General features: G+C 74.4%; 15 protein-coding genes. 4 read left to right on the top strand and 11 right to left on the bottom strand.

Going from position 1 to position 14,328, the window contains the following annotated elements; genetic code table 11:
- From BAW75_RS15380 to BAW75_RS15395, 4 genes are all read right to left on the bottom strand, one after another.
- A partial coding sequence (locus BAW75_RS15380; RefSeq protein ID WP_104113996.1) for a hypothetical protein occupies positions 1-1,475 on the bottom strand: 1,475 nt, incomplete at its 3' end.
- A 133-nt stretch (positions 1,476-1,608) separates the two neighbouring features.
- The gene (locus tag BAW75_RS15385) at positions 1,609-2,613 is read right to left on the bottom strand and encodes a glycine betaine ABC transporter substrate-binding protein (protein WP_043327905.1); all 1,005 of its coding nucleotides are present in this window, start codon (positions 2,611-2,613) and stop codon (positions 1,609-1,611) included.
- Positions 2,614-2,765: 152 nt separating this feature from the next.
- The gene (locus BAW75_RS15390) at positions 2,766-3,488 is read right to left on the bottom strand and encodes an ABC transporter permease (protein ID WP_104114025.1); all 723 of its coding nucleotides are present in this window, start codon (positions 3,486-3,488) and stop codon (positions 2,766-2,768) included.
- Positions 3,485-4,174 carry an ABC transporter permease gene (locus BAW75_RS15395; protein WP_043327903.1) on the bottom strand — a complete coding sequence of 230 codons (690 nt, stop codon included), beginning with the start codon at positions 4,172-4,174 and terminating at the stop codon, positions 3,485-3,487. Before BAW75_RS15395 ends, BAW75_RS15390 begins: the two co-directional genes overlap by 4 nt.
- 2 nt (positions 4,175-4,176) lie before the next feature.
- On the opposite strand from BAW75_RS15395, the gene BAW75_RS15400 reads away from it, so the two are divergent.
- A complete protein-coding gene (locus tag BAW75_RS15400; RefSeq protein ID WP_069088243.1) occupies positions 4,177-5,169 on the top strand; it encodes an ABC transporter ATP-binding protein in 993 nt (330 codons plus the stop codon).
- A gap of 2 nt (positions 5,170-5,171) precedes the next feature.
- Here BAW75_RS15400 and BAW75_RS15405 read toward each other — a convergent pair whose 3' ends face one another.
- The 7 genes from BAW75_RS15405 to folP all read right to left on the bottom strand — a co-directional run bounded on the left by BAW75_RS15405 (position 5,172) and on the right by folP (position 9,850).
- Complete coding sequence (locus BAW75_RS15405; protein ID WP_104113997.1) at positions 5,172-5,663, bottom strand: hypothetical protein; 492 nt, start codon at positions 5,661-5,663, stop codon at positions 5,172-5,174.
- Between the two features lie 83 nt (positions 5,664-5,746).
- Positions 5,747-6,049 carry a hypothetical protein gene (locus BAW75_RS15410; RefSeq protein ID WP_030502043.1) on the bottom strand — a complete coding sequence of 101 codons (303 nt, stop codon included), beginning with the start codon at positions 6,047-6,049 and terminating at the stop codon, positions 5,747-5,749.
- A 60-nt stretch (positions 6,050-6,109) separates the two neighbouring features.
- On the bottom strand, positions 6,110-7,342 hold the full coding sequence (locus BAW75_RS15415) for an ABC transporter permease (protein WP_104113998.1): 1,233 nt from the start codon (positions 7,340-7,342) through the stop codon (positions 6,110-6,112).
- 115 nt (positions 7,343-7,457) lie between these two features.
- Positions 7,458-7,946: a DUF3180 domain-containing protein gene (locus BAW75_RS15420; protein ID WP_104114026.1), complete on the bottom strand. Its 489-nt coding sequence runs from the start codon at positions 7,944-7,946 to the stop codon at positions 7,458-7,460.
- Between the two features lie 85 nt (positions 7,947-8,031).
- Complete coding sequence (gene folK / locus BAW75_RS15425) at positions 8,032-8,559, bottom strand: 2-amino-4-hydroxy-6-hydroxymethyldihydropteridine diphosphokinase (RefSeq protein WP_043327898.1); 528 nt, start codon at positions 8,557-8,559, stop codon at positions 8,032-8,034.
- Positions 8,556-8,915, bottom strand: coding sequence for a dihydroneopterin aldolase (gene folB, locus BAW75_RS15430; protein WP_043327897.1), 360 nt, complete (start codon positions 8,913-8,915; stop codon positions 8,556-8,558). The genes folK and folB overlap by 4 nt, the downstream gene beginning before the upstream one ends.
- Positions 8,912-9,850 carry a dihydropteroate synthase gene (folP, locus tag BAW75_RS15435; RefSeq protein ID WP_244206129.1) on the bottom strand — a complete coding sequence of 313 codons (939 nt, stop codon included), beginning with the start codon at positions 9,848-9,850 and terminating at the stop codon, positions 8,912-8,914. Before folP ends, folB begins: the two co-directional genes overlap by 4 nt.
- A gap of 359 nt (positions 9,851-10,209) precedes the next feature.
- Here folP and BAW75_RS15440 point away from each other — a divergent pair, with 359 nt between their 5' ends.
- Genes BAW75_RS15440 through BAW75_RS15450 form a run of 3 tightly spaced genes read left to right on the top strand, consistent with a single transcriptional unit; the run spans position 10,210 to position 14,328 of the window.
- Positions 10,210-10,524: a hypothetical protein gene (locus BAW75_RS15440; protein ID WP_043327895.1), complete on the top strand. Its 315-nt coding sequence runs from the start codon at positions 10,210-10,212 to the stop codon at positions 10,522-10,524.
- Positions 10,525-10,538: 14 nt separating this feature from the next.
- On the top strand, positions 10,539-10,901 hold the full coding sequence (locus BAW75_RS15445) for a hypothetical protein (RefSeq protein WP_013288977.1): 363 nt from the start codon (positions 10,539-10,541) through the stop codon (positions 10,899-10,901).
- Between the two features lie 49 nt (positions 10,902-10,950).
- Positions 10,951-14,328 (top strand): ATP-binding protein, encoded by a 3,378-nt coding sequence (locus tag BAW75_RS15450; protein WP_104114000.1) that lies wholly within the window; start codon positions 10,951-10,953, stop codon positions 14,326-14,328.

Here is a 14,328-nt window from a genome sequence, read left to right on the forward strand (position 1 = left end):
CCACCCGCGTCCGCCCTGCCGCCGCGCACCGACGCCCATCGGTCCTCGATCCGGTACTCCGTGCCGGCGCTGTCGGCGTGCATCGCGGCCCGTCGCTCCCCGAGGCGGATCTCCCGGCCCGCGTCGTCGTCGCGGACCGCCGCCCAGCGGTTACCCGCACGCAGCTCGGACCAGTGATCGCCGTCCGCCCGGTCCCGGCCTTCCCGCGCGTCCAGGGCCCCGGACGCGCCCGGTTCGCTGTGCCGGACGGCCGGTTCGCTGTGCCGCGCGGCGGGTTCGCTGTGCCGCGCGGCCGGTGACCAGGCCGGAACGTCGGCCGCGCCGCCCGGCGCCCAGCCGGCCCGGTCGTCGCCCGACCACTGTCGCTGCTCCTGGGCCGCAGCCCGGCCCTGGTCGTCCGACCAACGGCCACCCACGGACCAGCCCTGCTCCCCGCCGACGCCCGCCCACGGATGCTCGGCGCCCACGCGTCCGGCGTCGGCAGGCGAGTGCCCGTCACCCGGCCCGAAGCCGTCGTCCCGCGCACTCCCGACCCGGCGGCCGTACCCGGAGCGCTCGCCACCCGCCGGAGCACCCCAGCCGCTGTCGTCCGTGCCGGTCCATCCCGCGTCGGCCCGGTCCTCGCGGCCCCGCTCACGCTGCCCCGCGCCCCGGTGATCGGCCGGGTCGCCGCCCCGGGAGCGGTCCTCGTCCGACCAACCGCCGGGGAATCCGCCGTACCGGGAGCCGGTCGGCTCGGCGCCACCGCCGACGATGGTGTGCCGGGTGGTGACGTGCACGGTCTCGGTGTGGTGGACCACGCCCACCGGGCGGGACTCCGGCCGGGCGGCCGGTTCGGACACGCGCGCCGACCCGTACACGCCGCTCCCGGGCCGGTCCGGCGGGCGCACCGCCGCCCGCGCCGGCTCGGCGTCGTGGCGGCCCGCCCGCGGCGGTTCGCCGTCGGGCTCGCCGCCGTAGCGGCCACCGGAGTACGCCGGACGAGCCGGTTCGTCCTCGTCGCGACCGGCCGGGTGACCCCGATCCGCCTCGTACGCCCCGGCGGCCGGCACCCGGGCCGCGCCGCTCGGGCGATCCTGGGCGGGCGCGGAGGCCAGTCCCGCGGCGGCCGCATCGAGCCGATGCCGCACCGCCCCGGCCGCCTCCTCCGCCCGGCGTGCCTGGTCCAGCGCCTGGTTGCCGCGTTGAGCGGCGGCCACTATCTCGGCCCGCAGCTCCCGCCGGAGCTGCTCCAGCTCCTCGCGCAACTCCTCGGACGCCGCGCCGCCCGAACCGCCCTCCGGCCGCAGCGCGATGGACAGGCCGATCAGCACGACGGCGAGGATCGCCAGGACCGCGCCGAACCGGAGCGAGCCGTTGCCGTCGGCGATCAGCAGGATGAGCGCGGCCAGCGGCGCCAGCCCCACACCGGCCCAGAACAGGACTGTCAGCGGGGTGGGGTTGCGCTTGTCGGCAGGAGCGACCGAGGCGGGCATGGCTGAGCACAGTACCGAGAGTTCCACCTGAGGGGAACGGGTCGGCGTGACTCGATGTGCGGGCCTGCTGAGCAGGCAACCGCCCGGGGTGCGCGGCCGGCCGGCGCGCGTGGCGCCGGCCGGCCGCGGCGCGTCAGCTCGTGGCCAGCGCGGCGTCGGAGGAGAAGACCAGGCCGACGCTCGCGGCGCCGGTCTTCAGCGCGTTCTTGGTCTGCGGGCCGCCCGCGTCCAGCGAACTGAACGAGCCCGCCTTGAAGTCGTAGACCTCGACCAGACCGGCCTGGCACTTCGGCCGCTGCGGGCACTCCGGCGGACCGGCGAGCACGGTGGCCTGCCCGGAGCACTTCGCGGCCAGCTCGGAGAGCGTGGACACGCCGTACTTGTCGGCGAACGCCTTGGTCACCGCGAACGCGTTCTGGTCCTGCGCCTGGGACGGCTGGCCGAACACCAGGCCGGCCTTGTCGCCCTCGGTCTTCAGCGCGGCGACCGTCTTGTCCAGCTCCGGTGAGGAGACGGGCTGGGCGTCCTTGCCGTTGGCCTTGGTGTTGAGGAACTCCGCCATGGTGGCGGCGTACTCCGGGACGACCTGGATCTGCCCCTTCTCCAGGGCCGGGCCGTACAGCTCCCGGTTGCCGATCGTCTGCACCTTGACCTGGTAGCCGGCCGCCTCCAGCGCGATCTTGTAGAGCTCGGCGATGGTCTGGCTCTCGCTGAAGTTGCCGGCGCCGACGGTGATCTGGCCGCCCGGGCCCTTCTCGATCCCGTCGGTCACGCCGTTGGCGGACGCGAACTCCTTCGCCGCCGCCTGCGGCGTCTTGCGGTCGACGTCGACCGCCCGGTTGAGCTGGATCAGCTTCGGGGTGTCGAGCTTCGCGGAGACCTTGTCCAGCGCGGCGACGAGCTGCGGCGTGGCCGCCTTCGCGTTGATCGCGGGAATGACGTTGTCGGTGTTCTGGAGCTTCTTGTCGTCGGTCAGGACGACGAGCTGGTCGCCCGCCACCGGGGCACAGCCGGCCCCCGAGGCGCCCTGCTCGGGCGCGTCGGTGCCGGACGAGCCGGCGTCGCCGCAGCCGGTGAGGAGAGCGGCCGCGGTGAGTGCGCCGAACGCCCCCGCGACCAGTCGTGTACGCGCACGCATGAGTGCCCGCCTTCCGTGTCCCGGCGCGACCCGTCGGGCCGGCCGCGTGTCCGACGGGCGAACCGGACGGCCACCCGCGACTCCAGCCAATATCCTCCGGACCCGACCGACAAACTCGGAGCGGTTTTCGTCACCCGATCGTCACCGGCGGCTCAACTTCCGGCCGTCGCAGCCGTCGCGCGGCGGTTCGCCCGGCGGCGGACCGAGCGGATCGGACGCGGCGTGACGAGCCGCTCCACGATCGCGAGCAGCCCCTCGACGAGCAGCGCCAGCCCGGCGACCAGCACCCCGCCGGCGATGATCTGGCCGCCGCCGGCGGCGATGTCGAGCCCGAAGCCGGCGCGGATGATCTGGCCCAGCCCGCCGCCGTTGACGAACGAGGCCAGCGCGGCAGTGGCCACCACCTGCACGGCCGCGGTACGGAAACCGGCCGCCAGGTAGGGCACGGCAAGCGGCAGCTCCACCCGGCGCAGCACCTGCCCGCCGGACAGCCCCATCCCATGTGCCGCGTCCCGCGCCTCCGGGTCGGCCTGCCGCACCCCGGTGTACGCGTTCGCCAGCAGCGGCGGCACCGCGAAGACCGCGAGCGCCACCACCACCGCCGGCCGGCCGAAGCCGAGGAAGGTCAGCGGGAGGATGGTCAGCAGGGCCAGGGTCGGGATCGCCAGCGTGACGTTGGAGACCAGCAGCACCAGCCCGCCGCCCCGGCCGCTGTGCCCGAGCCAGAGGCCGATCGGCCAGGCCACCAGGCATCCGAGCAGCACCGCCAGGGCGGACATGCTCAGGTGCTCGCCGAGGCGGTCCAGCACGCCGCCGGGATTGGTCCAGTTCAGCGGGTCGTTCAGCCAGACGACCGCCTGCTCGACGGGGTTCACCGGGCGGACCTCCCGCGCAGCCACGGGGTGAGCAGGCGGCCCACGCCGGCCAGCACCAGGTCCAGCACCAGCGCCAGCAGCACGCACAGCACCGTGCCGGTCATGATCTGTGCCTTGTAGAAGTTGTTCTGGAAGCCGGCGAAGATGAGCTGGCCGAGCCCGCCCCGGCCGACCACCACACCCACCGTGACCAGCGCGACAGTCGACACCGTCGCCAGTCGTACGCCGGTGAGGATGCCGGGCAGCGCCAGCGGCAGCTCGATCCGGAACAGCCGCCCCCACCGGCCGTACCCCATGCCCTCGGCGGCCTCCCGCACCTCCGGCGGCACCTGGTTCAGCCCGGCCAGCGCGTTGCGCACGATGACCAGCAGCGCGTACAGCGCCACCACGGTGAGCACGGTGATCGCGCCGATGCCCAGGTAGGGCGCGAGGAAGGCGAACAGCGCCAGCGACGGGACGGTGTAGAGCACCCCGGTCAGCGCAAGGATGGAGGCCGACAACGACCGGAACCAGTACGCGAGCACCGCGAGCGGCAGCGCCACCAGCGCGGCGATCACCACGGCCCGGGCGGTCAGCCAGGTGTGCTCACGCAGCGCGGCCAGGATCGTGTCAGAGTTGTCCCGCACGTACTGCCAGGAGAACCACGGATTACCCGGGTCGGCCCGGTAGCTCAGGTGGAGGGACACAGGTGGACGGTACCCCGGGGGACGCTGCCGGACACGGCGCGGCGTCGATCACGCTGGAACGCATCCGCAAGCGCTACCCGGACGGCACCGAGGCGGTACGCGAGCTGAGCCTGCAGGTCGGCGCCGGTGAGCTGGTGGTCCTGATCGGCCCGTCCGGCTGCGGCAAGTCGACGGTGCTACGGATGATCAACCGGCTGATCGAGCCGACCGGCGGGCGGATCCTGCTCGGCGACGACGACGTCACCCGGGTCGACCCGGTGGCGCTGCGCCGCCGCATCGGGTACGTCATCCAGAACGTCGGCCTCTTCCCGCACCAGACCGTCGCGGCGAACGTGGCGACAGTGCCGGGACTGCTGGGCTGGCCGAAGCAGCGCACCCGCGCCCGCGTCGGCGAGTTGCTGGAGCTGGTCGGCCTCGACCCGGCCCAGTTCGGCCGGCGGTACCCGCACGAGCTGTCCGGCGGGCAGCGGCAGCGGGTCGGGGTGGCCCGGGCGCTCGCCGCCGACCCGGTGGTGCTGCTGATGGACGAGCCGTTCTCCGCGGTGGACCCGATCGTCCGGACCCGCCTGCAGGAGGAGTTCCTGCGCCTGCAGGCCGAGGTACGCAAGACGATCGTGCTGGTCACGCACGATCTCGACGAGGCGGTCCGGCTCGGCGACCGGATCGCGGTGCTCTCCGAGGGCGGCCGGCTGGAGCAGTACGACACGCCCGCCGCGCTGCTCGGGTCACCCGCTTCGGACTTCGTCCGCGAGTTCGTCGGCGCCGACCGGGGCATCCGGCGCCTCGCGGTGACCCCGGTGACCCGCGCCGTCCTCGACCCGCTCCCGGCCGACGGGGGCGCCGGCCTGCCCAATGTGGCGCTCGGCGACTCGGCGTACGACGCGCTCGGCGCGCTGCTCACCTCCGGCGCGGAGCACGCCGTGGTGACCGAGGAGGGCCGGGCGGTGGGCCTGCTCGCCCGTACCCGGGTGCTGGCGCTGGGCGCTGTGGACTGAGCTCAGGCCCGGCCGCCCAGGCTGGCCAGCCCGACGATCCAGCCGGCGAAGAAGCCGTACGTGACGCCGGTGCTGGCGGACTGGAACGCGGCGAACAGCGAGCCGTGCGGGCCGAGGAGCGTGGCGAGCAGGGCGCTGAGCCCGGCGGCGAGCACGTACGCGCCCCAGCCGGAGAGGAACTGGCTGCCCGAGGACGCCACCCGGTCGACCTGCGGGCCGGGCAGCAGGTAGAGCAGCGCAGCGGCCAGCACGATCAGCAGGATCGCCCGCAGGTTGGTGGCGAACACGCCCTCGTCGGCGTGCCACCGCCAGGACGGCCAGGCCAGCAGCCGCAGGAACCAGCCGCCCGCCCCGGTCGGGTCGGTGGCGCGCTGCGCCCAGTCCACGTACATCGGACTGCCGCCGACGGCGACCAGCAGGAACGCGGCGAGGGTGCCGGTGCCGGCGGCCGTGCCGTACCGGGAGTCGGCGCGGGGGCGGTTGCTCAGAGCCATGCGGCGGTCAGTTCCCGGCCGGTCGCGCCGGGCAAACCTGCGCAACCGGCCGGCCGTCGCCGGCCGGCGGGTCGTCATCGACGTCAGTGCTTCATCAGGTAGTCGATGAAGGCGGCGCGCAGCAACGGCGCGGACTCCTCGTAGCCGTGCCCGGTCAGCTCGCGCCAGAGCGCGTTCGCCTCGTCGATGGTCGGGCCGATCGAGTTCGGCGCGCCGTCCAGCGCGGCGGCCTCGTCGGCGTTGGGCAGGTGCCGCAGGACCGACCAGAAGAAGCCCACGTCGCGACGCTCGCGGGCCAGGTTGAACGCCTGCTCGCGCAACTCCTCGGTGGAGAGCTTGTCGAGCTCGTCGAAGGTGCGGCCGCCGGGGGCAGGAGTCTCGCTCATGCCGCCGAGCCTAACCGGCGAGATCAGCTCCGGCGCGCCGGACGCACGGCCACGGTCGGGTCAGCGTTCGTCGGCGTCCCAGCGCCGGGGCTCGCTCTCCCAGCGCGGGGCCTCCCACGCCTCCACCGGGGTGTCGTTCTGGCGTACCGGCAGCACCGACGGCCAGGTGTCGGCCGGCTCGGGCGCCGGGGTCATCCCCCAACCGCCGCTCGTCGCGCCGTCCCGCAGCGGGCGGACCGGAACCGGTCCCACAGTCGCCGGCGGCGCCGGGCGGGGCCGGCCGAACGTCTCCACCAGCCGGGTGACGAGCAGCCCCGCGCCGAGCGTGGCGCCGCCCAGCGCCCACCGGCCGACCGACCAGCCCTGCGGCACGGTCCAGGCCAGGAACACCACCACCAGGCATACCGCGAGCAGGGTGCCGAAGATGCCGCCGCGACGGCCGTACGCGCTGGTGCCGCCGAGCATCACCGTTCCGACCGCCAGCACGGTCCAGTCCAGGCCGGTGCCGGGCGCGACGGCGCCGTCCCCGTTCGCGGCGATCAGCACGCCGCCGAGCGCCGCCAGCACGGTGGACGCGATCAGCGCCAGCGCGGTCACCGTGGCGGCCACCGCGCCGCGCCGCCGGGCCGGGTCGGCGACCGGCCGGAACCGGCCGATCAGCCGGCGCACCGGCATCATCGCGGCGAACAGGCCACCGAGGACGGCCACCGCGGCGAAGCCCACGAAGAGGTACAGCGCGTTGCGGCGCGGGTCGTAGTCACTCTGCACCGCGACCGGCACGCTCCGGCGCTCCAGATAGACGATCACGCCGGCCGCCCCGGCCAGGCTCGCCGCCCAGCCGGGCACGTGCAGCACCACCACGGCCAGCGCGAGCGCCAGCCCGGCCGCCGCCGCCACCGCGAGCGCCGGCAGCAGCGCCTCCCGCATGCCGCGGTCGCCCTGCTCGGCGAAGTGCAGCGCGGCGGCCAGCGCGACCGGGCCGACCGCCAGGTTCACCGCGCCGGCCCGCAGGCTCAGGCCGGCGGCCAGGGTGAGCAGGCCGAGCGCGGCCACGTCGACGAGCAGCGTCTTCAGGGAGCCGCCGCGCAGCGCGTCCGCGTCCTCCCGCCAGAGCAGCCAGGTCACCGCGACCAGCGCGGCGAGCAGCACGAACTCCCAGAGCACGTGCACCGCGATGCGGTCCCGGCCGGGCTCGCCGTGCGCCGGGTCGTCGAAGACGTGCTCCAGTACGGCGGCGGGCACGCCGGACGATGTCTCCGGCGGCGCTGTCCGACCCGCGTCGTCGTACGCCATAGACCCGCGCCTCCCAGGTGGCCGCGTCCGGCCCACGGGCGGGCGGACCGTGGCGGCCGTCGCTCTCCGGTCGCCAGGGACGGTACCGCCGGGCCGGGGTGTGGGGAACCCCGGATCAGAGACGCCCGCGCGGCGTCTCGCGGTCGCCCGGCTCGCGGTCCTCGTCGTCCTCCTGCTCCGGCACCCGGCAGGAGCGTTCCAGCCAGAGCGCGGCGGCGACGAGCGCGAGCGACGCGATCAGACCGCCGAGCGCGGCGGGCCGGTCGCCCTGGGCGGCATTGGTCCGTTCCACGAAGAGCCAGCCGGTCAGGCCGGCGTAGAAGCCGGCGAAGATGGCACCGGCCAGCGCGGACGCCTTCGCCAGCACCACGAACCGGGCGACCAGCAGTGGGTTCACCGGCTCGCGGCCGGGCCGCCGCTCGATCCGGCTGCGGGTGTTCACCGCCGCGTAGCCCTCCAGCACGGCCAGGCCGGCCAGCGTGATCACCGGCAGCCAGGGCAGGTCGGGCGCGAAGTCGTAGTAGAAGCCGCTGATCAGCAGCCAGGCCACCGCGGCGGCGGCCAGGCCGGCCACCACGAGCGTGGAGGCCCGGGTCGGCCCCATCCGGAAGCGGTCGGGCCCCTGCGGGGAGCGGTCGGTGCTCACCGCGCCTCCTCAGCTCGCCACTGCCGGGCCACGCTCCTGCGGGTCATGTGTCCGACTCTAGCGTCAGATCGGGTCGTGGGCTCAGTTCCAGGGCGTCACCGGCCAGCGGCTCGGCGTTGAGCAGATCGGTCAGCCAGCCGTGCCCGGGCAGCCGGCCGTGCGGCTCGACGTCGATCCACGGGCGCAGCACGAACGCGCGCAGGTGGGCCCGGGGATGCGGCACCGTCAGCTCGGGATCGTCGCGGAGCACCGGCTGGCCGGCGTCGTCCCAGACCGCGATCACGTCCACGTCGAGCGTGCGCGGCCCGTACCGCCGCTCCGGGTCGCGGGCCCGCCCGGCCGCCGCCTCCGCGGCCCGGGCGCGGGCCAGCCAGTCCTCCGGCGTCGCCGCCGGGTCCGCGACCATCACCACCGCGTTCAGGTACGCGGGCTGGTCCGCGTCCCCCCACGGTGGAGTCTCGTAGACACCGGAGACCAGCAGGACCCGGTCGCCGAGCGCGGCCACCGCGCCGCGCAGGTGGCCGAGGCGGTCGCCCAGGTTGCTGCCGATCGACAGCACGGCCCGGGTCACCGGGTACGCCTCATCGTGACGGCGACGTCCCGGAACGCGTGCGGGATCGGTGCCTCCGGCTTGTGCACGGTCACCGTCGCCGCGGCGACCAGCGGCTCGGCCAGGCAGACCGCGAGCAGCCGGTCGGCGAGTGTCTCGATGAGGTTCACCGGTTCGCCGGTGATCACCGCGACCAGCCGTTCGGCGAGTTCCCCGTAGTGCACGGTGTCGGTCACCTCGTCGGAGCGGGCGGCCGGGCCCAGGTCCAGTTCGAGCACCGCGTCGACCACGAACTCCTGCCCCTGGGCGCGCTCGAAGTCGTAGACGCCGTGCCGGCCGTGCGCGCGCAGGCCGGTCAGCTCGATCCGGTCGGTCACCTGTCGCCTCCACTCGCGCCGGTGGCCGCTTCCGCCGGACGGCTGCGGGTGACCGCTTCGGTCGGCGCCGCGGTCGCGGGCCGCCTGCCGGTCGCGGTGACGAGCCGCGGGCTGCCGGTGGCCTGCCAGACGGCGAGCGCGTCGGCGGTGCCGCGGACGTCGTGCACGCGTACCCCCCAGGCGCCGGCCGCGACGGCGAGCACGCTCGTCGCGACGGTCGCGGCCTCCCGCCCGGCGGTGGGCCGCGGCTCGCCCGCCGCGTCGGCGAGCAACCGGCCCAGGTAGGACTTGCGGCTGGCCCCGAAGAGCACCGGAAAGCCCAGGTCGACCAGCTCGGGCAGGCGGGCGCTGAGCGCCCAGTTGTGCGCGGCGGTCTTCGCGAAGCCCAGACCCGGGTCGACGACGATCCGGTCGGCGGCCACCCCGGCGGCGAGCGCGGCGTCGACCCGCCGGCTCAGCTCGTCCCGGACCTCGGTCACCACGTCGGTGTACGTGGCCAGCTCGCGCATCTCCCGCGAGTGTCCCCGCCAGTGCATGAGCACCCACGGACAGCCGGCGTCGCGGACCACCCGGGCCATGTCCGGGTCGGCGAGGCCGCCGGAGACGTCGTTCACCAGGTACGCGCCGGCGGCGAGGACCGCCTCGGCGACCCGGGCCCGGCTGGTGTCGATGCTGACGACGATGCCGGCGGCGCTCAGCTCACGGACCACCGGCAGCACCCGGGCGGTCTCCGTCTCCGCGTCGACCCGCTCGGCGCCGGGCCGGGTGGACTCGCCGCCCACGTCGATCAGGTCGGCGCCGTCGGCGCGAAGTCGCACCCCGTGTGCGACTGCCGCGTCCAGATCGGCGTATCTGCCGCCGTCGGAGAAGGAGTCGGGCGTGACGTTGAGGACGCCCATCACCACCGGGGTCTCCGCCCGTACCAGATCGGTCACGGAGCCGACAGTACCGCTCGCGGGCGGGGCTTCCGGCGACCGGGCGAGCCGCCGACGCAGCAGCCCTGACATGCGGATTGGAACAGGTGTACGATCGGTCTTCCGGGCGATTCACGGTCGACTCTTCGCGGCTTGTCGCAAAGGTGGCCGGGCCGTACGCTTTGGAATTGCCCAGCATCGAGATGGCGAAGCCTGGAGGGAGGGCCGAAGCGGGAAGAATCCGCCCAAAACTCACCACCCAGAGTGGTGGGTCACGGACACAGCGTTGACCACTTCCGTGTCCGCCGAGCACCATCCCGCCAGGCTTGCCTACTTGCACCAACGCGGCACCGCCGGCCGCGACCTTGGGGAGGTTTCCAGTGATCGCCATCGAGCTCATGGCAGCGGCGTCGAGCGCCGTCGACCACGCGCTCCACACCCTGGCGTCGACTCCACTCGCCGAGCCGGCTCCGAAGGGCATCGACACCGACAACGTCGTCACCTTCTTCGCCAGCAAGATCGCACCGATCCTGCTCGCCGTCCTCGGGGTGATCTTCATCGGCCGGGCCAGCCGGGGTGAGATCTCCAAGGTGCTGACCAGCTCGGCCATCGCCATCATCGGCCTGGCCTTCATCGCCGGCGCCGCCACACTCTTCTTCGTCGGCGACTACCTGATCAACCTGATCTTCGAGTAGGACGCTGGGCGACGATGCGGCTGCGCACCGACGACGACATCTACCGGGCACGCCTCGTCTACCTGGGGCCGCCCGGGTACACCCTTCCCGTTCACCTGCCGTACGCCCAGTACGGCCTGTTCATGCTGCTCGTACCCCTCTACATGTTCATCCACTGGCTGTTCACGCTCCAGGTCGAGCTCTTCCCCGCCTGGGAGATCTCGCTGGCGATCGTGACGACCTCGTTCATCTTCCGGTACGTCGACCCGGACCGGCCCGCGCGCATGGTGATCCGGACCGCGCTGACCGACTGGCGACGCACCCGGGAACCGGCCACCGAGCAGCGGGATCCGCGGCTCGTCGCGAGCCGGATCAGGATCCGGGAGGAACTGGCATGACCGGGCGTACGACAACCGTGCAGACGAACGACGCGGGTGAGGCGGTCGCATGAGTCGCTCTTCCACGCCGGGTTCCCCGGCCGGGCGTCCGGCCGGGCCGAATGGTAACCGTCAGCGATCGTTCGACTACCCACCGGACGAGGATCTGGACGAGGTCGTCCTGGACGGCGCGCTCGTCACCAGCCCGGGACACAGCCGGGTCGGTGTCTTCCAACCGCCGCGACCGATCACGCCCCGCGAGCCGGTACGCCCCGACGGCGACATCGACTCGCCCTTCCTCGACCTCTTCGGCGGCGCGCAGCCCCGGGTCCGGCGACCCGCCCCCACCCCGCCCCAGCCGGTCGAGCCGGTGGTGGCGCCGCCCCGCCGCGGCGTCGGCCGTGAGCCCCTGCCGATCCCGCACCAGCACGCCGCGCCGGTCGAGCCCGCGCCGCGGGCCGAGCCGGAACCCCCGGCCCGCGAGCAGACCCCTGGGGTACGCGCGGTCGGACGCCCCCGTCCCGAGCCCGCACGCGCCGCACCGCTGCCGGCCGAGCCGGCCCTGCCCGACCCGCCGGCCGCGCTCGCCTCGCCCCCGCCGTCCCGGAGCCGGGTGCCGCAGCAGGCCGGTGACCGGCTGCCCGCGCTCCGGCCCCCGACCGAGCCGGAGCCGGCACTCCCACCGCCCCCGCAGATCGCCGCGCCCGGACCCGCGCCCACCGAGTACCGGGAACCGGATCTCGCGCCGGCGGAACCGCTCGCGACCGGCGCCGCGCCGTCGCGGGAGGTCGGCCGTCCGGCGCACCGCGAGGTCGCGCCGCCCCGGCAGCGCACGCCGGAACGCCGCAACCGGCCGACCAAGCCGGTCCGGGTCCGCGCCCCGAAGATCAAGTTCGGTGACCGGGACCCGTCGGTCGAGCTGGCCATCACCGAGATCGCCGGCCACCTCACCTTCACCCCCAACACCGTCACCGCCTGGTACTGGCTGCCCGAGGTGCGGTGGGCGTTCCGGCCCGACGCCGAACGCGAGGCACTGCTCTCGGCGATCTCCGAGCAGTACGCCGGACTCGCCGGGTTCCGGCTGCACCTGCGCCGCACCACCCGGCCCTTCCCGGCCGACGAGTGGGCCCGCACCATCGACGCGCACACCGCCGCCCCGCTGCCCGACGTACCAGGCACCACCGGCTGGGCCGACCACCTGGTCGCCGCCCAGCGGCACCTGATGGCGGTCAACCACGCCGAGGGCCAGACCTACCTCGGCGTCACGTTCGCCCGCCGGTCGCTCGGCGACTCGCTCACCGAACGCCTCCTGCGTACGTTCGGCCGGGGCACCGCCGACGGCGAGCGGCGCCGGCTGAGCCGTACCGTCGAGCAGTTCGACGAGGTCCTCGGCGCGTTCGGCATGCGCGGGCGGCGGGTCACCGCGCCCGAACTGGAATGGCTGCTCTACCGGTCGGTGGCGCTGTGCATGGCGCCGCCCGGCGTCCTGTCCCCGATCACCAACGGCCGGTGGGAACGCGGCGACCTGCTGGCCCTCACCGAGCAGGTGGAGCGCTACCGCACCCCGTACGGCTCGACGGTGAAGCTGGTCAACCGGATGACCGGCGAGGAACGCCACGTCGCGGTGCTCGCGGTCGGCCGGATGGAGCCGCTGGAGATCCCCGAGCGGCACGAGCCCTGGCTGCACTTCCACGAGCGGCTGCCCTGGCCGATGGAGCTGTCCACCCGGGTCGACATCCTCGGCCCCAACGACTCGTTCCGGAACCTCGAACACCGGCTGCGGATGATCCGCTCCCAGCAGCTCGACTACGCCGAGCACGGCATCGACGCGCCGCCCGAGCTGGAACGCCTGGCCAAGCGCGCGCTGGTGATCGGCGACGAGATGACCACCGGCCTGCCCGTCGACTCGGCCCGGGCACACGGCTGGCACCGCATCGCGGTCGGCGGCCGTACCCGGGAGGAGTGCCTGGAGCGGGCCCGGCGGCTCATCCAGCTCTACTCCCGTGAGCTGCGGATCTCGCTCCAGCACCCGAAGAACCAGGACTGGCTGGCCCGCGAGTTCATCCCCGGCGAGCCGATCGCCAACACCGGCTACGTCCGGCGGATGCCGGTCAACCTGCTCGCCGCCGCGCTGCCGCAGGCAGCGTCCACAGTCGGCGACCGGCGCGGCGACCTGATCGGGCGTACCGCCGGCACCTGCCGCCGCCCGGTCTTCCTCGACCTGCACTTCCCGATGGAGGTACGCGAACGCTCCGGCCTCGCCGTCTTCGTCGCCGAACCCGGTGGTGGCAAGTCGCTGCTCCTCGGCGCGCTCGGCTACCTGGCAGCGCGCCGTGGCGCGCAGGTGACGCTGCTCGACCCGTCCGGCCCGCTGGCCCGGCTCTGCGCCATGCCCGAACTCGCCCCGTACTCCCGGGTGCTCAACCTGACCGGCTCGGAGCAGGGCACGCTGGCGCCGTACGCGCTGATCCCGACGCCGCTGCGCACCGAGTTCGGCGCCGGGGCGGCCGGTGACCGCGAGTTCGAGATCGCCGTGTCGAACGCCCGCGCCGAGCGCCGGATGCTCGTGCAGGACATCTGCATGATGCTGGTGCCGCCGCAGGTGGCCCGGGAGGCATCCACCGCCACGCTGTTCCGGCACGCCGTACGCCAGGTTCCCGCCGAGGAGACCTCCACGCTCGACGACGTGGTGGCCTGCCTGCAAGGGCTCGACGACGACGCCGGGCGCGAGCTGGCCCACCTGCTGCTCGACACCGCCGAGATGCCGCTGGCCATGCTCTTCTTCGGCCGGCCGCCGGAAGGGCTGCTCGGCGCCGACGCCGCGCTCACCGTCATCACCATGGCCGGCCTGCGGCTCCCCGACCTCAAGATCGAGCGGGAGTACTGGTCGGCCGAGGAGGCGCTCGCGCTGCCGATGCTGCACACCGCGCACCGGCTGGCCGTACGCCGCTGCTACGGCGGGTCGATGTCCTCCCGGAAGCTGGTCGGCCTCGACGAGGCCCACTTCATGGAGGGCTGGCGCTCCGGCCGGTCGTTCCTGGTCCGGCTCGCCCGCGACTCCCGCAAGTGGAACCTCGCCGCGCTCGTCGCCTCGCAGAACCCGAAGGACATCCTCGGCCTCGACGTGCAGAACCTCGTCTCCACCGTCTTCGTCGGCCGGATCGCCGAGGACAGCGAGATCGCCTCCGAGGCGCTGCGCCTGCTGCGGGTGCCCGTCGACGACGGTTACGAGGCCACACTCGCCTCGCTCTCCCAGGCGGACAGCGGATCGGCCAACCGGCTCGGCTTCCGCGAGTTCGTCATGCGCGACGTCGACGGGCGCGTGCAGAAGGTCCGGGTCGACGTGTCGTACGTCGACGGGCTGCTGGAGCACCTGGACACCACCCCCGCCGCGGTCGCCCAGGCCGCCGGGATACTGCCGACCGTCCTGGCTGACCTGGAGGCGTGA

The organism is Micromonospora chalcea (assembly GCF_002926165.1).
Taxonomy (GTDB): Bacteria; Actinomycetota; Actinomycetes; order Mycobacteriales; family Micromonosporaceae; genus Micromonospora; species Micromonospora chalcea.